Source organism: Butyrivibrio sp. AE3006 (assembly GCF_000424165.1).
Classification (GTDB): Bacteria; Bacillota; Clostridia; order Lachnospirales; family Lachnospiraceae; genus Butyrivibrio.
Window position 1 is genome coordinate 1 of sequence record NZ_AUJJ01000035.1, and the last position, 24,980, is coordinate 24,980.

General features: G+C 40.0%; 19 protein-coding genes. All 19 read right to left on the reverse strand.

Features of this window, described 5'->3' with window-relative positions; all coding sequences use genetic code 11:
* Positions 1-847 precede the first annotated feature (847 nt).
* Complete coding sequence (locus G603_RS0115340) at positions 848-1,600, reverse strand: hypothetical protein (protein WP_026670773.1); 753 nt, start codon at positions 1,598-1,600, stop codon at positions 848-850.
* Between the two features lie 16 nt (positions 1,601-1,616).
* On the reverse strand, positions 1,617-1,943 hold the full coding sequence (locus tag G603_RS0115345) for a WXG100 family type VII secretion target (RefSeq protein ID WP_026670774.1): 327 nt from the start codon (positions 1,941-1,943) through the stop codon (positions 1,617-1,619).
* 52 nt (positions 1,944-1,995) lie between these two features.
* Positions 1,996-2,304, reverse strand: a complete 309-nt coding sequence (locus G603_RS0115350; RefSeq protein ID WP_026670775.1) for a WXG100 family type VII secretion target — start codon at positions 2,302-2,304, stop codon at positions 1,996-1,998.
* Between the two features lie 15 nt (positions 2,305-2,319).
* A complete protein-coding gene (locus G603_RS0115355) occupies positions 2,320-2,616 on the reverse strand; it encodes a WXG100 family type VII secretion target (protein ID WP_026670776.1) in 297 nt (98 codons plus the stop codon).
* A gap of 11 nt (positions 2,617-2,627) precedes the next feature.
* A complete protein-coding gene (locus G603_RS0115360) occupies positions 2,628-2,948 on the reverse strand; it encodes a WXG100 family type VII secretion target (RefSeq protein ID WP_026670777.1) in 321 nt (106 codons plus the stop codon).
* Between the two features lie 17 nt (positions 2,949-2,965).
* Positions 2,966-3,271, reverse strand: coding sequence for a WXG100 family type VII secretion target (locus G603_RS0115365; protein WP_026670778.1), 306 nt, complete (start codon positions 3,269-3,271; stop codon positions 2,966-2,968).
* A gap of 71 nt (positions 3,272-3,342) precedes the next feature.
* Positions 3,343-3,597, reverse strand: a complete 255-nt coding sequence (locus tag G603_RS0115370; protein ID WP_026670779.1) for a ubiquitin-like domain-containing protein — start codon at positions 3,595-3,597, stop codon at positions 3,343-3,345.
* Positions 3,598-3,629: 32 nt separating this feature from the next.
* Positions 3,630-8,228, reverse strand: coding sequence for a type VII secretion protein EssC (gene essC, locus G603_RS0115375; RefSeq protein WP_026670780.1), 4,599 nt, complete (start codon positions 8,226-8,228; stop codon positions 3,630-3,632).
* A gap of 28 nt (positions 8,229-8,256) precedes the next feature.
* Positions 8,257-9,729 carry a hypothetical protein gene (locus G603_RS0115380; protein ID WP_026670781.1) on the reverse strand — a complete coding sequence of 491 codons (1,473 nt, stop codon included), beginning with the start codon at positions 9,727-9,729 and terminating at the stop codon, positions 8,257-8,259.
* Between the two features lie 25 nt (positions 9,730-9,754).
* Complete coding sequence (locus tag G603_RS0115385; RefSeq protein WP_026670782.1) at positions 9,755-11,158, reverse strand: hypothetical protein; 1,404 nt, start codon at positions 11,156-11,158, stop codon at positions 9,755-9,757.
* Positions 11,159-11,184: 26 nt separating this feature from the next.
* Positions 11,185-11,427: a DUF2442 domain-containing protein gene (locus G603_RS0115390; RefSeq protein WP_026670783.1), complete on the reverse strand. Its 243-nt coding sequence runs from the start codon at positions 11,425-11,427 to the stop codon at positions 11,185-11,187.
* A gap of 89 nt (positions 11,428-11,516) precedes the next feature.
* Positions 11,517-14,021 carry a helix-turn-helix transcriptional regulator gene (locus tag G603_RS0115395; protein ID WP_026670784.1) on the reverse strand — a complete coding sequence of 835 codons (2,505 nt, stop codon included), beginning with the start codon at positions 14,019-14,021 and terminating at the stop codon, positions 11,517-11,519.
* Positions 14,022-14,069: 48 nt separating this feature from the next.
* Positions 14,070-14,972, reverse strand: coding sequence for a hypothetical protein (locus G603_RS0115400; RefSeq protein WP_026670785.1), 903 nt, complete (start codon positions 14,970-14,972; stop codon positions 14,070-14,072).
* A gap of 233 nt (positions 14,973-15,205) precedes the next feature.
* Positions 15,206-16,510, reverse strand: coding sequence for a diguanylate cyclase domain-containing protein (locus G603_RS0115405; RefSeq protein ID WP_026670786.1), 1,305 nt, complete (start codon positions 16,508-16,510; stop codon positions 15,206-15,208).
* Positions 16,511-16,518: 8 nt separating this feature from the next.
* The gene (locus G603_RS20695) at positions 16,519-19,101 is read right to left on the reverse strand and encodes an ATP-binding protein (RefSeq protein ID WP_051207971.1); all 2,583 of its coding nucleotides are present in this window, start codon (positions 19,099-19,101) and stop codon (positions 16,519-16,521) included.
* A complete protein-coding gene (locus G603_RS20700) occupies positions 19,094-20,197 on the reverse strand; it encodes a BMP family ABC transporter substrate-binding protein (RefSeq protein ID WP_051197523.1) in 1,104 nt (367 codons plus the stop codon). Before G603_RS20700 ends, G603_RS20695 begins: the two co-directional genes overlap by 8 nt.
* A 17-nt stretch (positions 20,198-20,214) precedes the next feature.
* A complete protein-coding gene (locus G603_RS0115420; protein WP_026523553.1) occupies positions 20,215-21,069 on the reverse strand; it encodes a transporter substrate-binding domain-containing protein in 855 nt (284 codons plus the stop codon).
* 217 nt (positions 21,070-21,286) lie between these two features.
* Entirely contained in the window at positions 21,287-22,546 is a 1,260-nt protein-coding gene (locus G603_RS0115425) for a 6-phosphofructokinase (RefSeq protein WP_026494674.1), read from the reverse strand.
* A gap of 164 nt (positions 22,547-22,710) precedes the next feature.
* The gene (locus tag G603_RS0115430; protein WP_026670787.1) at positions 22,711-24,489 is read right to left on the reverse strand and encodes a fibronectin type III domain-containing protein; all 1,779 of its coding nucleotides are present in this window, start codon (positions 24,487-24,489) and stop codon (positions 22,711-22,713) included.
* Positions 24,490-24,980: the final 491 nt, after the last annotated feature.

The window sequence follows — 24,980 nt, forward strand, 5'->3', positions numbered from 1 at the left end:
GTTTCCATCCGCTGACGAGACCTCCCCGAGTACCACACGTTTCTTTCACTCCATGCACCAACCAAATTTACTATGCGCGGTTCCGTACAGTTATTGGGCTTTGACTTGTCTAGTAGCCTTACCCCCATATCAACATAGCCTCATATATGGTTTCTGTTCGTAAGGTCGGAGATTTGCCTACACCTTCCTTCAGATTCCCCTCACGTTAACGTGGTTATACCACGAAAGGACACCCTTGGTGTACAGCTATGCCCTTCCCACTGTCGGGCGGGCTAGGGACTTTCACCCATTAGAAACGTGCGCCGTCGGGCACACTAGTAAGGCTTAATCCCAATTATGAGATTAAGCCTTTTTCTAATGAAAATTATGTTGTCTGAGCTAATGGACCGGTGACTCCGTCCCCTGGGGCCATTACACGCATTTTTCAATAGTTTATCGAATTGCGTGTATCCTTGTTTTTTCAATGACACGCATATCAAGAGTTAGAGTTTTTTTACGTGCTGTTTTTACTTCAATTTATCATAATTACAATCACAATAGTTAACAACTAGCCCATAATAAACACGCAAGGTAAGAATTTCTACATAGATGCGTGTTTTCGAGACGGCAATCATACACGTATAACACTTAGAAAAACTATTATGCGTGTCAATTATCGATATTACGTAGATTTTGACGCAAACTCAGTTTTAGCATGAAGGCTGGAGCTTTTCTTTATTTAGCCGAATCTTTCTCATCCAACATGTCAGGTAGCAAAAAGGCTGCCACATTAGTGCGACAGCCCCTTTTTCTAATGAAAATTATGTTGTCTGAGCTAATGGACCGGTGACTCCGTCCCCTGGGGCCATTATGTTGTCTGGGCTACTTCCTCTGACTCATCCGCATTCTCATTTTCCTTTTTGGATTTAAGATATGTGGCTGCAGTTCCTCCTGCTGCGGCAGCTGTAGCAGCTCCAACGGCTGCCGCAGCGATACCGCTTGCCATATTAGAAGCACCGCCCCCTGATGCGATGTCGCTTGTAACACTTCCAATACCTGGAGTAATACCGGATGTATCAAATTCACCGGAAACAGGCGAACTTGAAACCGGCGTACCAGTACTAGGTGCAGCATTATTTACATAAACGTTAGTCTGATTTACTACTGTAGACTCGACGTTGGTGTAATTAACGCTTGTATTTCCCCCGCCTGACACATTTACTGATGCTGAAGCACCGGCACTTGCTGAAGCACTTGCAGCTGCACCTGCTCCTGCAGCAGCACCGCCTCCTGCAGAAGCTACAACAACCGGACGCTTATAGAAATCTCTGCTGTGGGCCTTAGCCTTATCTACCTTCTGAACGCTCTTTTTCTCAGCACCGGTATAACTCTGAATAACATCAGATATTACCTGACCTGCCAGATTAAATACAGTTCTTTCCTCTTCAAGCTGTTTCTGGAATTTTTTTAGATCCTCTCTTACAGATTGAAGAAGTTCATCGTTACCAAGCTTTGATACTATCTGATTTAGCTGGTTTACGTAATTATCAAAATCCTTCGCAGTTTTCTTTAACTGTTCCCCCTGCTCAGATACAACCTTATAAGATACTTTATATGCCATTTTTCATCACCCCTTTTCACTGAAACATGTTTGTAGGAAGCTTAGGGATATTTTTTACATCACTCTCAACAGTTTTCATGGTCTTATCGTACCTGTCTGCTGAGTCATAAAGTGAATTAACCATTTTCCCCAGAACTGTCAAAGCTTCGTTACAATCATCCATGAGCTTCTGAAAACTGGTCTGATATGTAGTTGCTGCTTCACCTGTCCAGATATTTTTCAGTGAATCTATCTGTGATTTTGCGCCGTAGCAGGATTCCCTCAGGGAAGTCTGAACCTTGTCAACGGACTCGGCCAGAGACCTTAGCTTGGCCGCATCGACCTGAATATTTGTATCCGACATAATTTTCCTCCATTCTTAAGCCTTGTGAAAATCGAATATAACTACAATCACCTTAACCACGCTTGCCCAATTTCTGAACAATATCCATTGCCGTATTATCTGCCTGATCATAGGTATTGCAGGAATCCTGGAGTGCATTTGATGCTGACATTACTGCCGTAGCCATTGCCTGAAAAGCCCTGTAATTCTTATCATATTGATCTATATAGGTCTTGGCTGCATCTCCTGCCCATACTTTCTTAATGCTCATCATGGTCTCATCCAGGGTTTTCATCTGCTTTTGCATGGATGAATAAATATTATCCAGTTCTGAAGCCGCTGCTCTCATTTTTTGGATATTTAATGTATTCTTTGCTGCCATAATAACCCCTTTTCTTTATGAAATACCTGAAGCAGATGCTCTTGCAGCTTCTTCTGCTTCCTTAATCTTCTTTGCAGATTTCTTTAGGTAATCAGCTACTCCGCGAAGATATTTTGCCTTCGCATCAAGATCGCTTTCACACTCACCCATAAATTTGATAAAAGCTTTTCCGGAATCACCTGTCCATGCTGCATTCAGGTTTTCTTTAACGCCTGTAATCTTTGACTTGGTTTTACCGGATAAATCTGAAGCCATCTGCTCAAGATTCTTTGCCTGTTGCATTGTCTGTTGATAATTAAATTTAATAGCCATAATTTGCTACCTCACTGAAATGTTGAATCAAATTTCAAAGATTTACCGGTGTCTGAAACCTTGTTCTCGGCCTTGTCATATACGCCTGCCAGTTCCTTAAGTCCGCTGATATAACCGTTTAGTACCTTTGTGATCTCAGCAGAACTGGATTTAAGCTGGGCAGCTGTATTTCTGATATCATCAGAAGTATCACCCTGCCATGCGCTTCTAGAGCTCTTAATCTCCTGCTGAAACTGCTCGAAAATATTCTCTAAATTCTTAACAAGTGGAGTAAGCGTCTCTGCAGTAGAAGCAAGTAGCGCGGTATCCACCTTTGTTTCATTTCCTGCCATATTTCCCCCTTACCTGCTCACCTTAATTTGAGCTTTCCAACAATACCACCAACTTCATTCTCAGAAGCTTCAAAATCCTGCGCCAGTTCAGTCATAAGATCCTGTACTTCTATATACTGATCTACCATCTCCTTAAGGGCATCCTGATCTGCGTGCCAGTTCTGCATGAACTGTGTTGCTACTTCAGAAGTCCAGCCCTTAGAAAGATTGTTTAGCGCATCATTTATTTTGCTGACATTACTGTTTAAGTCCCCGGCAAGATTGCCTATTTTCTGGGCTGTCTGCCTTAGCTTGTCAGCATCTACATTTGTCATATCACCCATGTTTTCTCCCTCCAAAATCGCTGCTACGGTTCTGCGCACCGCATTTTACGATGCGCAGCCGTAACCTTCTCTTATATCAGCATTATTGTTCCGCCACTTTTAATTCCAATACTTCCAAGAGTTTCACTGTCCTGGAGAAGTCCGTTCATATCTATGCTGCACATAAGAACCTTGTCAGGATCAGGAAAAACAGTCATATTTTCAACTGCACTTATCTGATCTATCATTGCTTTTTTAATCGTTCCAACCGACATAACAGAATCTGCTGAAAACTCATAGGTTTTAGCTATGCCGGGAACTCTTGTCTCTAGAAAAACTCTGCTCATATCTGTAACCTCCTTTAGTCAGGCAAAAGCTCTTAAACAAGCGGTGTAATGATTCTTACAGGTGCGCCGGTATCGGAAAGTGCATATCCAAAGCCTGCTGCAAGCTGTCTTACTGCATCTGCTGAGGACATTTCCCAGTGAAGGATTGTCTGCTGATCAAACATTCCGCCAAGGTTAACGCCGCTTTCCATTGATGTGAACTGTCTTGATACCTGGTATCTTGCGCAGTCTGAAACATCATCACCTGTCATTGCTGCTATGAAGTAGATCTTATGATCTTTGCCCTTTTCAAGAGCTGTCTCGAAGAATCCGTTCATGCCATATTCTTCTGAATAAACAGTCTCTATGAAGGATGTGTAATCATTTATAAGGATGAAGATCCTCTGCTGATCCTTCATTGCATCAACGATTGATCCGCCTGAATTTCTCGCTTCGTTCACGATCTTGTTGCGCTCACCGAACTTACCTACTATCTCATCCTGCATAAGTCCAAAGAGACCTGCATCATCGATGACATACTTATCAAAACCGTTAGATGAAGCAAATTCCTTAAGTTCTTCGTTCTTTCCATCAAAGAAAATTACTTCGGAGCCTTTCTCCTTAGCTTCAAGTGCGATAGCCTTAAGAAGATTTGTCTTTCCTGTCTGGCCAAGTCCGATGATATTAATGCAGTATTCCTGATCCATATCAAAGGAAATGGTGTTCTCACCATCTATTGTTTTACCAATGGCAAGCTTGTTTTCAGGAAGGCTCTTTGCTTCCTTAAGGAGATCCTTAATGCTCAGAGAATCCAGTGTCTGACCGGGCTTTCTTGCACCTTTTGCTTCGGGATCAACATTAATTGCTCCAAGAGCTTTCTTAATACTCTGAGCCTGTGAAAGTCCGTCAGTCTCCTCTACAGGAAGAGCTACCTGGAATTCTACGCAGCCGGGAGCCTTGATAAGTCCGCGGCCGGGAGTTTTTCCTTCAGGCACGATTTCTGTGTGCTCACCAACAACTGCTTCATACTCGAAGCGGTCAGGCATCTGAAGTGCAATACCTGTGTTGAAGTTCTGTCTAAGTCTGCTTCTAAGGTCGCCTGAATTATTTGTGGTGATTATTGTATAAATACCATAGCTTGCACCTTCTCTTGTGAGAACAGCAAGATCATCATCATACTTGTCATAGTTCTCATAGAATGCAGTGAAGTTATCAATAACAAGAAGAAGTGCTGAGCAGTCACTATTGTGCTGTACATATTCCTTGAAGGATCCGATACCCATTCCTGCGAATTTTTTCTTTCTCTCTGAAAGCTCTGTGGAGAAGAATTCAAAGGTATCGTCAAGCTTCTCATCCTCACCGTCAAAGCATACGCTTCCGATATGTGGCATAGCTGAAAATACAGCCATGGTACGGGATGAGAAATCAAGGATATAAGCATTAACCTCTGAAGGCTTATAGGTTGTAACAGCGCCATAAATAATGGTCTGCAAAAGTGTTGTTTTACCTGATCCTGCAGCACCGCAGATAAGGAGGTTGCCATCTGACATAAAGTCAACATAAGCCGTATACTGGCTCTGGATCTCCGGATTATCTGCGATACCGATGGGAAGTTTGAATGAAAAGCCTTCAGGCTTCTCAGCTTCAAGGTGCTTTAAATAGATTTTCTTTTCCAAAGCAGGCAGCCAAATCTGGCGTACATTTGGGATGTCGTGCTCTTTTGCCACATTAGCTGCATATTTCACAATAGCATCAAGCTGTGTAACCTTCTGGATGTTATCGGATTTCTTATTCTTATCCTTTTTCTTCGGAACGCCATTTTTACCAATAAGGTTAATAAGCTCAACCTTGGCATTCTTTTCATCACTGAATTCCACATCTGGCTCATAGGCTGCACCTGACCATCCGGACTGGAATTCTTCGAAAATTTCATCAGAACCAACCTGGAAGTATCCGCGACCTGTTCCTGTAATATAAGCAGCGTCGGGCTTCTTGATCATCTCGTTGGAGTCTGACTTATCGGCAACACGCAGACAGAGACGGAATCTAGTGTTAGACCAGATTTCATCATCTACAACGCCTGAAGGCTTCTGGGTTGCAAGAATAAGGTTTACACCAAGTGAACGTCCTACGCGGGCTGCCGATACCAGTGAACGCACGAACTCAGGCTGTTCTTTTTTCAGCTCAGCAAACTCATCTGCGATGATAAGAAGGTGAGGCATAGGCTCTGTTGCAACACCTGAGCGGTAAAGCTCAATATACGCATCAATATGCTTAACCTTGAAATCATTAAAGAGCTTCTGTCTGTGCTTGATCTCAGCATTTATTGAAAGCAGTGCTCTGTTTGTGGCATTACCGCCAAGGTTTGTGATAACACCTGAAACATGAGGAAGTCCCTCAAAGCTCTGTGCCATTCCGCCGCCCTTATAGTCGATAAGGATAAATGCCACTTCATCGGGATGATAGTTAATAGCAAGTGACAGAATGTAGCTCTGCAGCGTCTCTGATTTACCGGAACCGGTAGTACCTGCAACAAGGCCGTGAGGTCCATGATATTTTTCATGAATATCAAGGAAAAGAGGCTGATTACCGGACTTATAACCGATCATAGCTCTCATACTCTCATAGGTTCTGTTCTCAAGCCATCTATGGTAGATAGAAAGATCATCAACCTTGGATGTCTTATACATATCAAGGAAAGTAAGCATATCAGGGATACCTGCGCTCACTCCTGCGTCGCGAAGATGTACTCCCGAAAGAACTCTTGCAAATTTATCTGCCATTGCAACAGCAAGCTGATCGAAGGTAACATTTTCTCTTGAAGGGAAAGCATTAATAGTTGAAATAAAGCTCTGATTGTCGGCCTTATCAGTAATGATCGCTGTGCATCCGCTTGGAAGCTTATCAGGTGAATCAGCAAGCATTACTACTGTGATTCCCATGTCCTCTGTAGGATTCTGAAGGAACTTTGATATAGCTTCTTCTTCAAGGAGTGATCTGTCAGCTATGAAAAATACATAGTGCGGAAGAACCTTTTTGCCTTCTTCTCTTGAAGAAGCTTCTTTTCCGTTCTTATCAAGTCTGTCCCTGATAACGCCGGACATAAAGAACATAACGTCACCTATGCTGTTCTTATCGCAGCACATAAGACGGATCTTGCCATCAGGAGACCATGTATGAGGAAGAAATCTCATGTAATTCCAGTCATCACGTTCCTTTGACGGGAAAACAACGCAGAATCTTACATCAGTATAAGGATGCGCACTTGCAAGCTGAACACTTATAACTCTTGCAAGATTAAGGGCCTTATCTCTTTCGGGAGAAACGATTCCAACAAACCTGTTTTTATAAAGTGAAAGTGATACGGGTACATCCTTAAGAGTTGACATTGCAAGCTTGATCTCGTCTATTCTGTCATTTAGAGGATCATGCTCCTGCATTGCCTGTTCTTTTGGTACTTCGATCTTATTGAAAGAAGGAATATTACCTTTACCGAGACGAACATCCAGGAAATCATCGTGAACCCAGCTCTTTTCCCAAAGTCTGGGAGTCTCGTTAATACCAAACTCAGCTGCTTCCACTGCAGAAGGATAGGTTCTTTCAAGGACTCCGATGTTATATGCCATCTTATCCTTGATCTGACCGGTCATCTTAACAGCATATTCTTCATAAGTGCTGATTCTTTTATTCTCAGCCTCCATGAACACCTTGTCCTGGTGCTTGGTATTAATAATAGCCCACATAGCACCTATGCCTGCAGCTCCCAAACTCATTACAAGACCTGCTCCGCCAAAGCCTGTTCCCGTGCTTAGAACAGCACCAAGAGCCATGGGGATTACCATGGTAAAGGATGGTCCTATTGTGAAAAGAAGGGGCTGCTTTTCCTGCTTCTGTTTAGGCGGACATTTTTCAAGTGCAAATGCCTCATCATCGATAACCTCCAGTTTTCTGGGGGTTCTAAGGAAATAATTTTCTTCTTCGAATTCTTCCGGTTCTTCAGAGCCACTACCTGATGATGAAATGGCAATTTCCTTAAGTCCGGTTATCTTGCAGTTGTTCTTTGGATTGTTGATAGCAAGAACATTTTCAAGATATACAATCTTAAGACCTATGATATAAATGATGTCACCAAAGTGGAGTCTTTGCTCACCATCAAGCATTTTGCCGTTAACAAAGGTTCCGTTCATACTTCCAAGATCCTTAATTACAGCTTTTCCGTCAGATATGCTTATCTGTGCATGCTTGGGTGATACGAATTTATTACTGTAGCAAATAGCGTTGGAAGCATCGTTTCCTATACCAATGTTTGTTCCCGCATCGCCCTTTAAAAGGTACTTCTTAAACTGGTTATTTCCTTCCGTTATTTCTTCCGCAGTAAGTGAAAAAACCTGCCCATCCGGAAACTCACAGTTTACGAACAAACCTTCCTTAAGTGTTACTTTATCAACTCTTTTTTCATTCTCAGTGATGACAAACTGACCATCCCCCGTCAGCGTCCATACTCCATCCCAGACCTCAACAGGAAGAATTATGTCATCATCTCTTCCGCTTATATAGGGCTTTATCTCAAGCGGAACTTTACGGTTATCAACACTGGGAAGATACAATTCACAAAAACCGTTTTCAAAAACGGTAGTCAGTAAATAACTCATTCCTTTTTTTCTCCTTCCTCCATACCGGTTAAATGTCCAAAAGATTATCTATTGATGATTCAAAAATCTGTTTATAGATATCCTTATCCTTATAGGGTGAAAGAACCACAATAGTTATCCAGTATTTTTTATTGGTTTTCATATCTGTCCAATGGCTTAAATGATAATATTCGTAATATGTAACGTTCTCTATTGTGTCCTTGTACTCAAAATTCAGCGTTACACGATCCAGGTCAATGCTTTCATTTTCAAGTGTTCTCGATGTAATATCACTGAAGTAGAAATTTATACCTGTTGCAGCATTATCACGCATATACTTATCAACATCTTCATCCGCATAGTCATTGGTTGAAAAATCAAGCTTAGAATCCAAAGACTGAACTATTAAATATGTTCCGTTCAGATCTGAATAAAGATTGTAATTTTGCGTTTTTGTGTAACGTACAAACCTATCCCCCGGAACATGTAACCCTAAATGACTGATAGTATCTTCGATGATGTCATCAGCATCAGTTGAAGTCGGAGGCTTAGCTCCCGGCATTGAATAAGCATTTTCAGGAATAGCCCCTGCAAATTTATCTCTTATCTTCTCAACCTCTTCCTGAATTTCACCACTATGAGCACAGCTGACAAGAACAACCTCATACACATCACTGCCATTAGGTGCTAAATATGCAACAGCTGCTCCGCTCTTATAATTTTCCGAAGTGAATTTGTATGTACAGGTATAGGTCTTTGGATCGCTTTCAGAGTATTCCGAAACTACCTGTTCACTTACGCTTACTCCCGGAATAAGCTTTTCAAGCATTGACTTTGAGGTTTCCTTTAGTGTTTTCTGAATATCACTTACATGAAAAAAAACGATATTATTTCTTTCAAGCAAAGTGTTATCAGAATAAGAATCTGTAAGGACCACATTTGTTGTTACTTCGCTCTTGTTATCTGCTACAAAATCCAGCTCAAGCATATTGTCAGCCAGCCTTGTTTCGGTAACATCAGAATAAATACTTTTGGGATAACTGAAGGTAAAATCAAAACCATCCGCCTTCGTCTTATACTCAGTGTCAATTGCAAGAGCCGAATAGTCAGTCCCCGGAGCAAAGCCGCCACCGCCAAGATTTCCGACAATAAGGAAAATCACAATAACGGCTGCAACAGCACCTAATGCAATAAACAAAGGCTTTTTGCTTTTGCTTTTTGCAACAGGCTTTTCGACAGTCTCGGGTGCTGCCTTAACAGGCTCACTTATAGGAGGAGCAACAGTTGTAACTTCTTTTTTTGCAGCATTTTCAAGAGCTTCTTTTTCAGCCTCTGCCTTCCTTCTTCTCTCTTCAACCTCCTGTTCCATCCTTCTGACTTCGGCTTCGGCAGCTTCTCGTTTTGCCTTTTCCTCTTCTGCTTTTTTTCTTGCTTCTTCTTCAGCTTTCTTCTTTTTCTGAGATGAGACAAACAGCGCCGATGTATCATCATTATCAATGTTTGTCATATTTTCATCACTCATTAATATTTCCCCCTTAAAATGCTTTTTATTTTATTAATGCAGCTGATTCTTTAAGCATTCTGTCAAATATAGTTGTGTAAACATCTTTGTTTTTCTCAGGTACAAAGGTTAATACCGTTTCCATATAAACTACGTCATTCTTTACCCAATACTGGAAATAATCTCTTTCCCAATAGGTTATGTCGTTTATATTCAATCTGTATTCCGCGGTATAGTCATAACCAATGAAAGGATCCGTTGTGTCATTAAGGAACATTCTGTTATCGGAGTTAAAGATTGAACTGAGATCAAAAGTCTCTGAAGCATCACTAAATTCCATAAATGCTATATCTTTTGTTTCTTCGGTAAACGTATATTCCTCAGTTGTACCAACGGCAGGAGCAGCAGCTATAATGATTGCCCCATTATCGTCTGAATATATAGCTTTACCATTCTCCTCATTTAAAAGCTTAAATCTGTCCTTCGGCATTGGTATGTAAACTCCTACTTCAGAAAATACCAATTGCCCATCCCAGTCATAATCTGTAGGTTCGTTACATCCCGGTATCTTAACTGCATCAGAAAGATTCTTTTCCTTGAACAGTTCAAGAACTTTTTCACTATTATCAGTATCAGAAGCTCTCTGGTATGTCATTGCAAAAGACATAACCATATGACCTTCACTGTTCTTTTCAATCCATGTGACAGAATGACCGACTGATTCATCAGCTGACTTAAATGAAGTTTTATACATATAAGAGTCAGGTTCACCTGATGCAAGGTCTGTCAGTTCTTCAGAAGTGATCTCTTCATCTCCAATCATTTCCTTAGAAAAATCAACCATTGATTCAAGGCAGGATTTTGCTGCAACAGCAAGTTCCTCAGATGTTATTCCAAGATCCTTTAGAGATACAAAAAGTACAGCATCCTTACTGTTTTCGGTAGAAAAACTGATCGAAATACTATTATCCAAATCCGATTCTTCAACGTTTGTATACAATGTATCCGGATAAAATACGGTTATATCGTAGCCTTCTTTACCTGATTTATATTCGCCATAGCATTCCAAGGTGTCATAATCTATCTTTTTACCTCCGCCACCTGCAACTACTGCAATAATCGCTATAAGTGCAACAACGGCTACTCCGATACCTATGAAAATCGGGAGCTTTGATTTTCCGCCGGTTTTCTCTTTTACAGGTTTAGGCATAGGAGCTGCCTTGGTTGCCGCAGCGGCAGCAGCTGCTTGCGCTTTTGCCTGCTCCTCGGCTTGTCGTTTTCTTTCTTCAACCTCCTGTTCCATTCTTCGAACCTCTGCTTCTGCAGCTTCGCGTTTTGCCTTTTCCTCTTCAGCTTTTTTTCTTGCTTCTTCTTCAGCCTGTTTTTTCTTTTGAGCAGATACAAATAACGCTGATGTACCCTCATTATTGTTCATGTTTTCATCACTCATGTTTATTCCCCTTTTCCTTCAAAAACTTACATGTGTTTCTGTTCCGTCATTGCCAGGATCTCATCATGACTTAATTCCACGTCCCCGAATCTGACGAAAATCCCATTGGTTACTACACTGTTCCATTGCTGCGGATCCCTTAGATGATGAAACCGGACCTTATCAAGGTGTGGCTTCATATCGAGAAGGAGCCGACTTCCGGAAACAAAGTCCACCTGAAGAACATAGTTATCAAGCGGCTTTACGGCTGATATGTACTCCCTATCCAAATTAATACCCTCCTCTAAACGAAAAATTTTCGAAAAAAAATTTCACCACACACATTGTATGGTGAAATAAAAAATCAATATATTAACTTTTAGTTAGCAATTTTATCTATGTACTCAAATAAAAGTTTCCGTTTTGTTTGTCTGTCGCCTTTTATATCAAGCTTAGTATACATCTGATTTATGTACTGTTTGACGCTACCCTCAGATAAAAACAGCTGCTCTGCAATTTCCTTGTTTGACAGTCTGGTTTCCATAAGGGATGCAATTTCGAACTCCCTTTTTGAAAGTAAGCTTACCGGAACCTTACTCTTTGATTTACCCTTCAGCTTGTTTCTTCTGCCTTCGAAATTTTCGCCAAATGTCTTAACTTTGCTGACAAAACTCTTATATTCTGTATCCGTAACTAAATCAAGCAAATCCTTAATGTAATTGTAATTTTCGGCAAATGGCATATATAACCTGTCCGGTACGGAGGCCTTCACCGCTTCTTCAAGCATTTTATGAGCTTCAAGTCTTTTGCCCATCATCTCGTAGGCGGCAGCTGTCTGAATCTGAACATGAATCTTTACAAGGTTGTAATGCAGACCATCGCATGCCGCAAAAAGCCCTTCGCTTCTTCCAATCACCTTGGCATAGGAACCCTGAGCAAGATATACCTGATTTTCAATCATTTCATGCATAGGCTTTCCCGGCGCAAGTATATTCATCGTTGAAAGCTTATGATCACGATAAACATCCGGTATTTTATCTGCCTGTTCAAGAACTGCATAGTAATAGGCGTAGGTTGCATGCCAGATGTTTATCAGTGCAATATTATGCTCCTTTAAAAGCTCATCGTAGCGCTGCTTTGCAGTATATCTTTCTTCATTATTTGTAAAAAGAGAAAGTCTTCTTGCTGCAAAATCAGCACACAGCGCCATATTTTTCTGATTAGTATTTTCAATCTGGATATATGCACTTTCAAGTTCTATCTGCGCATCATCAAAATCACCCTGAAGGAAATTCATCTCGGCCCGCATGATTTTCTCAGCGCCAAGGCCATGACCATCGGTTATCTTATAATAATGTGGCATGCACTCATCCATCTCCTGCATTTCACTTTCAAGGCCGCCCGGTATTCTGTGATACATCATAATGATCGATGGTGAGCTAAAGGACCAGCCGCCTGTATTTCTAAGGCTCATGGCTATGCCTGTCATCTGCTCGCTGGCTTTTCTATGCATCTTACTCATGGCAGTAATATCGTTATACATTAAAAAGCTCATGATAAGATCGCTTTCACCCATAAGATTGCCCCGTTCTTCCTCAGGCATTTCAGGATGTTTTTTTATAGCTGCTCCAAGCTTTTCCTTAAGCTCCATCATTTTAGGAATCTGACGCCAGTTGAACATGCACCTCATAAGAACAAGTATCGAGAAAGGATTCTCCAAAAGGATATCGTCAGGAATTTTAGCAAGTTCATCAAGAATCAGTTGTGGTTTCAAGGTACTAAGCAGTATTCCTGCATCAAGCTTTATTACCTTAAGAAAGGCATCATAGTTTTCACTTATTCTGTAATGAGCTATGGCATGTAAATACAGCTGATGCTCCTCATACCATTTACCATATCTGTTTCTGTAAAAATCCTGCTTTTCTTTTGGTAATGTCTTAAAGGAACGCTCCGCACATTCTTTCATCATGTGATGGAAACGATATTTTTGTCCTTCAGGAAGCTTTGTAACAAAAGCATTTCTCTCAGTTAAAGTATTTACTAAGGTTTCTGCATCTTCCAAGCCTGTTACGAATTCAGCCATGGAAACAGAGAATTCATCTGCAAGTCCCATGACAGCAATGAATTCTCTTTGTACTCCGGGAAGCGGCTCGATCATCGCTGCTGTGAAAATAGTATAAATATCAGAATTAGAATCAGGTAGAGATCCTCTCTCAAGCAGTGTCCTGAGATTAAGATATATAGCAGAGAACCAGCCCTCGCAGGAATACAGAAGGCTCTTTATCTGCTCATCTGTAAGGTCAGTCCCGCATCTGTGGGCATAAACAGACAGCTCTGTATGATTAAGGCGAAGCTGATCTATTCCTATCTGATAAAGCTTTGCGCCAAGTCGTAGGATTTCAGATGAAGACAAAAATCTGTCGCGGCTTGCAATTATAATATGCACTGTTTCAGGAATTCTGTTAGCCAGAGTGCTTATAAAAGCAGATACCCTGAAATCTCTAAGCAAATGAAAATCATCTATAAAAATATAGCATTCCTTGTAATCCGAAAGCTCATAACACATATCATCAGCCAGCAGTCCTCCTGCAGCTGCATCTGTAGGAAAAGGATAATTCTGCATAAACGAAAGTCCTGCATGAACAAAGGCATCCGTAACACTTCTCCAGAAAATAGTCAGATTATCAGAATATGCACTTATTCTGATAATCTTGCAATTATCTTCCTTTGTCTTTTGTGAAAGGAACCAGTTTATAGCAGTAGTTTTACCATATCCCATAGGCGCAATGATAGTAGTTAGCGCACTGTCTGATATTGGTCTTAGACTCTCCTGTAAACGTTCAGATATGTAGATGGTGTTTAGATTACTTTTTCTTTTCGGCATGCTATTATCCCCATATTAAGCAAAGCAGAATTTCAGTAACTGTATTTATTATTTTTCAAGCTGGGCCTTTATTTCGTCAAAGCTAAGATACTTGTCAGTAGATAAAGGCTCATAATTCAGAAAGCCATCCGTGTTCGAAATATTGACTTTATTAAGTCCATCGACATCTACGCCTGTGTAGGGGCCTTTTGAAGTTATTATTTCCGCAAATTTATCCTGATACTCAGCCAAGGATATTTCTGTTTCACCAAGACGGTATGTATATGTTTCATTTTCAATATCATACACAGCATAAAGTTCATCAGTTATTTCAAGCTCACTACCATTTATGGTATACACCATAAAGATCTCTGTGCCTGACATGCCACTGGTCCAAAGAACGGTGTTTTCTGCGTCGGAAATATAAATATGATTTCCGTCATACCCCTGTGATACGCTGAGAAGCTCACTTAAATTTCCATCAGGTGCTATGAAAATATGAGCATTTCCCTCTTCCTCGAGAGGTCCCTCAGAATTAGCTGCCGCAAGAATGGGCGTTTCCACACCATTTATTTCTATAAGTGCGAAATTGTCTGCGGTTCCATTGTCATTATATTCAGTTACTTTGCTTAAGTAAGCTGATTTATAGTCGCTAAAATCGGTGCTGCCTGATTCATCCACCACATCATCTGTGGTTTCTTCAGATGAGACTTCTGTTTCCTCCTCGGTTACTTCCGGTTCTGTTTCTTCTGTTGTTTCCTCTTCGGCCGCTTCCGGTTCTTCTTCCAAGGTTTCGGTTTCAGGCTCTTCTATTTCAGTTTCTTCTTCAGTTTCCTGAACCTCAGAAGCTGCAGGTACATCCTCTTCTGGAACGTCAGTTGTCTGTTCGCTTTGTCCACCGCAGGCTGTAAGCATTGAAGATATCAAAAGTGCTGCCATTAATGAAGTTATAATTTTATTCCTTTTCATCATTTTTACCCCCTTCGTTTCCAATTATGTTTCTAAATGTTATCGTAATATCATTATTAATTTGTTTATATATTATCATACAATATTCTTGACGAAAGAAAAATAGGAAATATAATTTTGCACTAATTAATTACGCTAAAATAAATATTTTCTATATTCAAAAGAAAATGACTTAATTCCAAATCTGAAATTAAGCCATTTTTCCTAACATTATTTTTTATTATCTTTATTTAAAACTACGTCATCAGATTTTCAACAGTGTAGTTGATTTCTACTTCCAGCGATTCATGCATTTCATTCCATTTCATCATTACTCTCTCAAGAGGGACATGATAGTCCTCAGCTGAGGCTTTAAGCAGTATCGCTATCACTTTATCATCACCATACTTTGCCACGATATCGCTTCCTCTGAGGCATGAAGCCATGACCTCCATATACTTATCTCTGTATTCACTTACATGACCGTTTCTGCTCTCCAATGTAAAAACAATAAAATGAATATCACTGGGATAGTTTTTCTCTACCCGGATAAGAAATCTGTAAACCGTCTTCAGCTGTTCCATAGGTAAAACAAAGGCTCCCCGCTGACCTTCTCGTTCTCCAAGAATCATTCGGATCTCTGAGTTATTATCCGGTTTATTTTCATTTACTTCATCCTCGCCGTGCTTATAAATTACATAACCGTGTTTTCCGTTATGCTTAGCTTCATATAGTGCTTCATCAGCCTTTTTAAAAAGCGTGTTAAAATCATTTCCCTCATCAGGACAGATTGCTGCGCCTATGGAGCATCCAAGAGGAATGTTCATGTCTTCTGCAAGACATTCTTTTGCGAAGTTAAAGAGCTTTCTGTTTAAGAACTCGGTCCTCTCCCTTAGCATTCTCTCTTCTTTTGTATTCTGACAAAATGCTATGAACTCATCACCACCGACTCTTCCGATTATGTCAGAGGATCTCATGATACTCTTTAGTATTTCAGCGAACCTTATAAGAATCTGATCGCCCTTTTCATGACCGTAGATATCATTAACCAGCTTAAAGCTGTCGAGGTCTATCATCATAAGTATGCCCTGACCATTTCTTACAGCCTGGTCTATTTCACGCATGCTGGTAGTCTTATTTAAAAGTCCTGTCATTGGATCATTTTCGGCAGCAGCCCTAAGACCTCTTATCTGGTTTAAGTTTGCCATGATGTTATCAACTCTTCGAAGAAGTACATCAGCCTTGAAGGGTTTTCTTATGTAATCAACAGCACCTATGGTAAGACTTTGTTCCTCAGTTTCATCACTTGAAAGTGCAGTCATGAACATTACAGGGATGATAATATTGTATTTGGCTCTGAGATTCTCCATCATCTCAAAGCCGGTCATTCCGGGCATGATAAGATCAGACAGAATCATATCGGGCTTAACATCCGCATAGATGTCAATGGCCCTTTGTCCTGAATCTGCCGTAACAATATCATATTTATCTGAAAGTATTCCTTTAGTAAGTCGTATGATTATCTCATCATCATCCACGACCAGGATTCTTCTTTTATCCATAAGGCACCTCAAATGTCTTTAAGAATCTCTCTAAATGACCTGTACTCAGATATAAGTTCGTAATTATTATCCCTAACAAAATCAATATCGTCTCTGTTTGCTGCTTCTTCAAGTTCCCTTGCCTTATCGGATAGATTTTTAGCTCCGATAAGTCTGGCAGAGCTTTTTAGTGCATGTACTTTTGCTGAATAGTTTTTGAAGTCATCCTTGAAGTAGTACTCTTCAATTTCATCTGCTTTATTATCAATAGATTCCTTGAAAAATCTTAGTGTATCCAGGAATAAGCCTTTGCTTCCCGAAAAATTGATACCGTCTTCGATGTTGATAATGCCGTCCTTATCAAGCTTTTCAATAGCTTCCCATACTTTAGCATCATCACCCGAATCATTTGCAGGAACATAAGAATTATCTGCCACATCAGATACCTTCTCTCCTGCAATTTCCATTGATTCATCCGGGGTTTCATCTGATAGCTTTTCCTTGGGTATGTATTTTAGAAGCATTCTTTCAAGGTTTGGTCCATTAACGGGTTTTCCCATATAGTCATTGAAACCGGCATTAAGATATATTTCTCTTACACCTTCAATGACATTGGCAGTAAGTGCTATACATATACTGTTGTGGTTCTCATTTTCTGTATTGCTTCTGATTCTCTTAAGAAGTTCAACTCCGTCCATTTCAGGCATTCTGTGGTCTATAAGCATGATGTCGAACTTTTCGTTTTCAAGCTTTTCAAGAACCTCTTTACCACTGGTACAGCACACAAGATTGACCTTTGTCTGTTTTAACAATCCCCTCATAACTGACAGGTTGATTTCCGTATCATCAACAGCAAGTATATTGACTCCCGGTGCCACAAAGCTTGGTCTGTAGTCTTCTTTTTCTACAATAGCTTTTTCTATTGCCAGCTTGTATTCTCCAATAGGTTCGTAGGATACAACCTTTTGCTTTAACTTAACATCAAACTCACTGCCGACACCGTATGTACTCTTTATATCGATATCACCGTCCATAAGATCAAGGAGTTTTTTAACGATACTCATTCCAAGGCCGGTTCCCTCAATAGTTCTGTTTTTAATCTCATCAAATCTCTCAAAGGCATTAAAAATCTTCTCTACATCCTCAGGCTTCATTCCAATGCCTGTATCTGTCACGCCAACCTTTAAGAATATAGTGTCATCTTCATCTGTTTTTTCAAAATCAATTATGAGATCTGCGCCGCCTTTTTCTGTATATTTAATAGCATTTGTAAGTAGGTTGATTATTATCTGTTTAATTCTGGTGGGATCACCATACAGCTTACCGGGAGTGTTCTGATTTACGTTAATATGCAGATAAAGTCCCTTTTTGGCAACTCTGTCATTCATCATGAACAAGACTTCAGAGATAAGTACTGACAATTCATATTCCTGCGGAATAATGCTCATTTTGCCTGATTCAATCCTTGAAAAATCAAGCACGTCATTAACCAGGTTAAGCAGAGTATTTGCAGCATTCTTGATATTAAAAGCATAGGTCTTAAGGTCAGGATCCTGATACTCTCTGAGAATCATTTCATCCATACCAAGAATTGCATTGATAGGCGTTCTGATTTCATGAGACATATTTGCAAGGAAATCACTTTTTGCCTGGGATGCCTGCTCTGCCAGAGCTTTTGCCTGAATAAGCTCCTTGCTTTCGCGTACTTTAACTGATGCGCTTATAAGATACATTGCAAGTACCATCACAAGCAGTAACAGACCAAAATAAACCGTCATACCTGTTGATTTTAGGAACATAATCTTATGTACTACGGTATCCCTGTCCACACTTCCTGCTATGAAAAGGTCAGTGTTCTCTACTTCTGCAGAATAGAATATTTGCTTACCATTAATGGTATTTTCCATGGAAACAGCTGACGCCGTAAGGTCGCCGCGCATTCTTAGCTTGGAAAACACATCCTGCGCAGAATTACTTTCATAGAATCTATGGTCAGCGTTTGTCATGGAGCTTTTATATACGATAATGTTGCCATCCTTACTCATGAGTAAGGGTGTACCAAGAGCTTTAAACTCGTCAACATCATAATATTTCCGAATATAGCTTGCAGAGCACAGCTTATATAAAACATATCTGACATTGTCTTCCTGAAGAACGGGATATGAAAATAGAATGCCACCGCTTCTTTGGTATGAAACCGCAGAATATCCATGAAGAGATGTAAGTATTCCCTCATAATCATCAACGGAAAGAGCATCACCATATAATGCTTCTCCGTCAGCTGCCATTATACCTACAACCACACCTACATCATGCTTGTAGACACTTTCCATAACCTTTATTGTTTTTTCAAGATTGTTATTATTATCTTCTTCTTCGTATGCAATCAGAAGTTGTCCCATCCTATGAAGGGTATACATCTCAGTCATCAGTCTCTGGGAATAGAGATTTCCGGCATCCTTTGACTCCTGCTGAATCAGACTTACTGCATACTCATTAATCCTGTAATCAAGGCGCTGACTGATAAGTATGCCAAAGCCAATCATTACAAGACCAAAAAGTACCAAAACCGCCATAAGGCCTCTGTTGTAGAAACGGAGTCTGTCACTCATAAACCTCTACTCCTTCCACAAACCAGTCCATTCTGAAAAGAAGAGCATCATCACTTATTCTCTCCTTCCCATTACACATCTTTGTGCCGTCATTTCTATAGATATTGCCCATAAAGCAATCCCAACCGTTTCGGAACTTCTCCATATTCTCATCAATAATAGGAACGAGATATTCGGGAACTTCGCTGGAAAAAGGGCTAAGACTTACAACACCGTACTGAGCTCCCCACCAATATGCATTTTTGCTGCCAATATTTCCCTTGAAATAATCGGCTAGTATGCCTTCGTACAAAGGCTCCCACTCAAAAACAACTGCCGTAAGGAATTTATCTGAATGTTCTTTCTTTACGCTGTTATAGCCAATCGAATAGACTCCGTTTTCTTCAGCCACATCTATGGTTACAGGATGACTTGCATGAAAAGTAAGCACATCAGCGCCGTCCTCAAATATGAGTTTTTCGGCTGCTTTGCGCTCTGCTTCTTCATCGCTCCAGGAACCAATGAATCTGACTTTTAGTTTTACATCGGGATTAACTGATTTTGCACCAAGATAATAGGCATTGACACCTCGGTCCACCTGAGGACAATTTGTACCACCAACATAGCCAAGGGTATCGCTTTCTGTCATGCAACCCGCAATAATACCCGCCAGATATCTCATTTCATAGATTCTGCCAAAATATGTAGAGGTATTGAATGCGTCGCATTCTTCAGATACTGTATAGAAAATTACATCAGGATAGCTTTCAAGAATCTTCTGACAATTATTACCAAATCCGCCACTGGTTAGGAAAATAACATTACAGCCCTTTTTCACAAGCTCTTCTACTGCAGGAGCGGTATCTTCTGCATTTTCATTTACATATTCAACTATTTCAAGGGGAAGGCCCAGCTTTTCACAAGCCGCACTTAAGCCCTCATAATGTATCTCACTCCAACCATCATCATCTATCGAATCAATAAAAATTCCGCCGATTTTGATTTCTGTCTCTTTCTCAGGCCTGTTAGTTACCATGATAAAGATAATAATGAATGTAAGTATTATGAGTAAAAGAAGGAAAAATATTGTCCAGATATTTTCTCTAACCTTATTCATATATGCTCCATTATATGCTACTTATCGATAATATATTTAAGGACGGCAGCATCTCCTATTACGATATCAACGCCGCCTCCCTCAAGCTCTTCAAGACAATCATCAAGGGTTGCCAAAGGTACTGTAGTCACAGGGAATCCGGCATATCCAAAATCACTGTTTCCTTCACAGTAGTAGTGGCCTGTTGTCATGTTTTCAACAGCAACCGTAAGATTGTTATCAGGATTATTTAAAACTTCTTCTATTTCAGCTGCATTTTTAACGTTATCAAATAACGTACATTTATCTGTAGTAACAATTATCTGTCCTGCATGATAATATGGATCAGAAAAATCTACATACTTTTTCCTGGCATCATTAATCGTTATGCCGGCAATGCATATATCAGCTTTATGCTGGGCAACCGTCATAAACATAATGTCGAAATTTATATATTCAAGAACAAGCTCTTTACCAAGATATTCCGCAAGAGCTGCAACGAATTCCTTATCTATACCATAGGATTTATCGGCAATATTATAATCAAAGGGAGCGAAATCACCTGTGGTAGCCACAATAAGCTGATCCTTTGTGTTGTTTCTCTCAACAGATTCTACAGGAACAGGCTCTCCCCCTTCGTAGTGTGAGCATATCTCTTCAAATTTTCCGTTTGCTTCACATTCCTTGATAAAAGCATTGATCTGATTAAGGAGCTCCGGCTGATTCTTATCGACACCGATGCCGTATTCTTCCTCAGTCAGATTTATATCGATAACATTCAAGTTATCATACTTTAAATGGGCGTCTTCTCCGATAACTGCCTTTGGACTGGAGCACGCTGTAATAGAAATGAGTAATGTTGTTACGATTAAAATTCTGACTAATCTACTCATGTTTTGTCCTCGTTTAGAAAAATAAAAAAACGATTAATCGATAATACCTCAACCATAATTATAAAATAATTCTATAAAATGCTAAAAAACATAAAGTAAAATTACTCTTAAATCTGCGCATATCCGGACAAATCTTTGGAAATTTCAATAGAATTATCTGCGCTTAAAAAAGGGAATCCGCAAAAGCAGATTCCCTAAATTATTATTCGATATTAAATTATAAGAGTTCCTGGAAGCCGGGTACAAACAGATGTCTCGGAATACCATCTACCATGATCGGTCCTACATCACCCTGGATAAGAGGACGAACATAAGTGATAAACTCATCTGTTACATAAGTGCCTTCCTTGTTGATCCATTCTCTGGGAACGAGACGCTCATCATTAGCAATCTTGTGAACATCCTTAACCTCTGTTCCAGCCTGATAAGGATCATCTGAAAGTCTCTCGATAACTACCATCTTACCGCTGTCACCTTCATCAGCAGCCTTCATGGCAGCACCACCAACCTCGTAAGCTTCAAGAATATCTACACGAGATGCACAGTGGCTAGCAGCTCTCTGAAGTGTTGAAAGCTCGATAGCTCTGGTCTTGCAGCCGATTTCCTGTGAAAGTACTGTGCAAAGATATCTTGCTGTACCAGTAAGCTGCTTGTGTCCGAATGCATCTACATACTCAACGCCGTTGTCGTACTCGCTGATGTATTTGCCATCTTTGTCATGAATACCTTCGGAAATAGCAATAACAACGTTTGCCTTCTCCTTAAGGAGCTTCTTAACCTTATCGATGAACTTCTTAACATCGAAAGGAAGCTCAGGAAGATAGATTGCATCAGGTCCGTCACAGTCTTCTCCTCTTGAAAGAGCAGCTGAGCCTGTAAGCCATCCTGCATTTCTACCCATGATCTCAACAATTACAACCTGACCATGCTCTGTCTCAAGACTCCATCCATCACGGATGATCTCTTTTACAGATGTACCGATGTACTTAGCAGCTGAGCCGTATCCCGGTGTGTGGTCAGTAAGTGCAAGGTCATTATCAATTGTCTTAGGACAACCAACGAATCTTACTGTAGAACCGGAAATGATTGCGTAATCAGAAAGCTTCTTGATGGTATCCATTGAGTCGTTACCACCGATGTAGATAAAGCAATCGATCTCGAGATCTGTAAGAATCTGGAAAATCTTCTCATAGGTCTCTTTGCTCTCGAAAATCTCGGGAAGCTTGTAACGACAAGAGCCAAGATATGCAGAAGGTGTTCTCTTCAGAAGCTCTGCATCAAGTCCGGTCTTAATGTGATCAGCAAGATCAACATAACGACCTTCCATAAGTCCCTGAACCCCGTGGATCATACCGTACACTTTCTTATACCCACGATCGATAGCTGTACGATAAACACCGGCAAGCGATGAATTGATTGCAGCAGTAGGTCCTCCGGACTGTCCAACAATAACGTTTCTCTTCTCCTTAGTTGCCATGGTTTGTAATACCCCCTTATCTAGTATTTTTTAGGAAATTGCCTTATATATATTGCGATTTCTTAGCATTTCCTATGCAACATGACTATATTTTATCAAACCACCGCGCTGTTGTCATTAATATTAGATAAATTTCTGTATTACCTGAAATGATTTTTGTAATACTACTTAACCTTAACGTTCTTAGTCTTACTCCATTTTGAGTAGAGTTTCTCAGCTCCCTTTTTTCTGAAGGTACGGATTCTTACGTAGTATTTCTTTTTGGATGTGAGCTTTTTAATGGTTTTAGATGTTGTTTTGGTCTTATTTATCGTTACTGTCTTAACATTCTTTTTAAAGGACTTATCCATACTATACTGAATCTCGTAGCCCTTAATTCCTTTTGCGTTCTGCTTCTTCCACGATAATGTTATGGATTTCTTGCCGGCCTTTAGCTTGGTAAAGCTTGTACCCTTCTGAGTTTTATCCAGCTTTCCGGGTTCTTCGGCATTTATTTCAACTTGCGTATCTGTATTACTTGTTGTCACCGCGGATGTTGAAGGCTTATCTGTATCATCGGATTCAGAACCAGGCGTATCAGCTTTGGGGAATTTGATGGTCAATTTGGAGAAATATGGATTTCTTTCTTTTATGCACTTCTGTTTTGCAGCATTTGAAAGAACTATAACCTTATCTCCATGGACAGAGTTGCTCTCATGAAGAATACATTTACCGTCAAAATCTTTCAAAATGATATCCGGAGTTCCATTATTGTCAACATCCAATTCATAGAACCTTGGTTCAGAATATGTAGTTGTCAGAGCATGATCGATCTGTTCTACCCAATATAATGTATTATAGAAGGGATCATAAGGATTAGCACAGTAAAAAGCACTAATGTCAGCTTCTCCTCCGGTCATATCCAAGGTGCATTCGCCATTATTCAGCTGTGGTATTTTGATGATCATTGGAGCATAATACGGTAACTTGCTTCCATTCAAAAAATCAAGCTTCAAATCTTTTTCATCAATTATAAAATCACCAGAGTAAGTACATTCATCCAGAACATTTATCACCATGATTGATCGCGAGACATCATAAGTATCTAATGTTACTTCTGCCTTTATATCACCTATGCCATCACTATTTAGATCAAATACAAAATTATGTAAGTCAGAATCTGTTCCTACTAACATACTTTTCTTGACATAATTAGCAGTGTAAAAAGCTGTTAAAGCTTCTCTTCCTCTAAGCACAACGGAAGGACTTGTCAGTTGTATAGTATATGTCCCTTTATTTCCATATTTTTTCTCAATTGTAACCTTATTTGCAGGAGACCCGCTGTATGTTGCGATACACTTCAAATCTACCTTCGTAAGTATTTGGTAGACTTCCGGTTCTGTAACAATCATTTCTGAATCTTCAAATGTAATTTTTCCACCTCGTACCGCAACAGCCATATTGGCAGATTTGATGGATGTCTTTCCGCTTTTAAAGTGCAAATTACTATCATCGATCCAAATACCACCGCCAGATTCTTTCATTGTTATGTTGCCATCTATTGTCACTGTTCGTCCAGCGTACATGTGGTCTAAGGTTTTATAATAAATACCGCATGAATCCTTTGGAAGTTCAAAAGTAACGTCACCTTTTATAGTAAGATCAGTTGTAAAATTTGCATAAACACCCGCTTTAGTCGATTCCCCGGATATTTCTTCAGTTGTCGTTGTTGTGATTATTGCATCGTAGAATGTTAAAATATGCTTATCAGAATCATATGTTGCATAGCCGCTACCATTTGGCCAGGTAATACGATTGCGGTTATCATATGTAACCTGTGTACCCCCTATCCAAAGTCTATAGGCAATTAAGCTTGCTCTGGCAACAGCCTTACCCCCACTGAATAAGCACAATGCTAATGTCAATAATACCAAGTTAGTTATAAATGCCCTGATATGTTTCATCTTACCCTCCTCTTATCTTTTGTATTTTGCTATTTCTAAATCATGGTTGTAAAACCATTCTTTAGCCTATTCCCAAAAACAATTATAGCAGATGATTTTTTAATATGAAAATAATGCGATACATTTTTCAATTTGTTATAATGTTCTCGCAATCATATACATATAGTTTTTGTTTTGAATTGGAGGGCGGGATAATGAAGAAAAGGAACTGGTTTTCTGTAACTAAATAATCATTTTTATAATTGTCTAAAAAGGACGCCCATTATTGAGCGTCCTTCATCTTTATTACTTCATTTTTCAGTATTATGATGTATCAGCGAGAAAACTCCTTCCGACATAGTCGGTGGGGGATGAATCGCTGGCGCTCAGCGTTTCGCTTTGCTGTATCGTCCTGTTTTTTCATATTTTCTTTTGTGGTCATCCGTGCGCTGGCTTTCTATATATTTTTTCACTGTCTCAAGTGAAACGGATCCGGTTGTGGCGCAAAAATA

Bases quoted from the DNA above. Each gene is read 5' to 3' on its own strand.
- G603_RS0115340 (WP_026670773.1), bottom strand. From the start codon at position 1,600: ATGGCATATAAAGTATCTTATAAGGTTGTATCTGAGCAGGGGGAACAG.
- G603_RS0115345 (WP_026670774.1), bottom strand. From the start codon at position 1,943: ATGTCGGATACAAATATTCAGGTCGATGCGGCCAAGCTAAGGTCTCTG.
- G603_RS0115350 (WP_026670775.1), bottom strand. From the start codon at position 2,304: ATGGCAGCAAAGAATACATTAAATATCCAAAAAATGAGAGCAGCGGCT.
- G603_RS0115355 (WP_026670776.1), bottom strand. From the start codon at position 2,616: ATGGCTATTAAATTTAATTATCAACAGACAATGCAACAGGCAAAGAAT.
- G603_RS0115360 (WP_026670777.1), bottom strand. From the start codon at position 2,948: ATGGCAGGAAATGAAACAAAGGTGGATACCGCGCTACTTGCTTCTACT.
- G603_RS0115365 (WP_026670778.1), bottom strand. From the start codon at position 3,271: ATGGGTGATATGACAAATGTAGATGCTGACAAGCTAAGGCAGACAGCC.
- G603_RS0115370 (WP_026670779.1), bottom strand. From the start codon at position 3,597: ATGAGCAGAGTTTTTCTAGAGACAAGAGTTCCCGGCATAGCTAAAACC.
- essC (WP_026670780.1), bottom strand. From the start codon at position 8,228: ATGAGTTATTTACTGACTACCGTTTTTGAAAACGGTTTTTGTGAATTG.
- G603_RS0115380 (WP_026670781.1), bottom strand. From the start codon at position 9,729: ATGAGTGATGAAAATATGACAAACATTGATAATGATGATACATCGGCG.
- G603_RS0115385 (WP_026670782.1), bottom strand. From the start codon at position 11,158: ATGAGTGATGAAAACATGAACAATAATGAGGGTACATCAGCGTTATTT.
- G603_RS0115395 (WP_026670784.1), bottom strand. From the start codon at position 14,021: ATGCCGAAAAGAAAAAGTAATCTAAACACCATCTACATATCTGAACGT.
- G603_RS0115400 (WP_026670785.1), bottom strand. From the start codon at position 14,972: ATGATGAAAAGGAATAAAATTATAACTTCATTAATGGCAGCACTTTTG.
- G603_RS0115405 (WP_026670786.1), bottom strand. From the start codon at position 16,510: ATGGATAAAAGAAGAATCCTGGTCGTGGATGATGATGAGATAATCATA.
- G603_RS20695 (WP_051207971.1), bottom strand. From the start codon at position 19,101: ATGAGTGACAGACTCCGTTTCTACAACAGAGGCCTTATGGCGGTTTTG.
- G603_RS20700 (WP_051197523.1), bottom strand. From the start codon at position 20,197: ATGAATAAGGTTAGAGAAAATATCTGGACAATATTTTTCCTTCTTTTA.
- G603_RS0115420 (WP_026523553.1), bottom strand. From the start codon at position 21,069: ATGAGTAGATTAGTCAGAATTTTAATCGTAACAACATTACTCATTTCT.
- G603_RS0115425 (WP_026494674.1), bottom strand. From the start codon at position 22,546: ATGGCAACTAAGGAGAAGAGAAACGTTATTGTTGGACAGTCCGGAGGA.
- G603_RS0115430 (WP_026670787.1), bottom strand. From the start codon at position 24,489: ATGAAACATATCAGGGCATTTATAACTAACTTGGTATTATTGACATTA.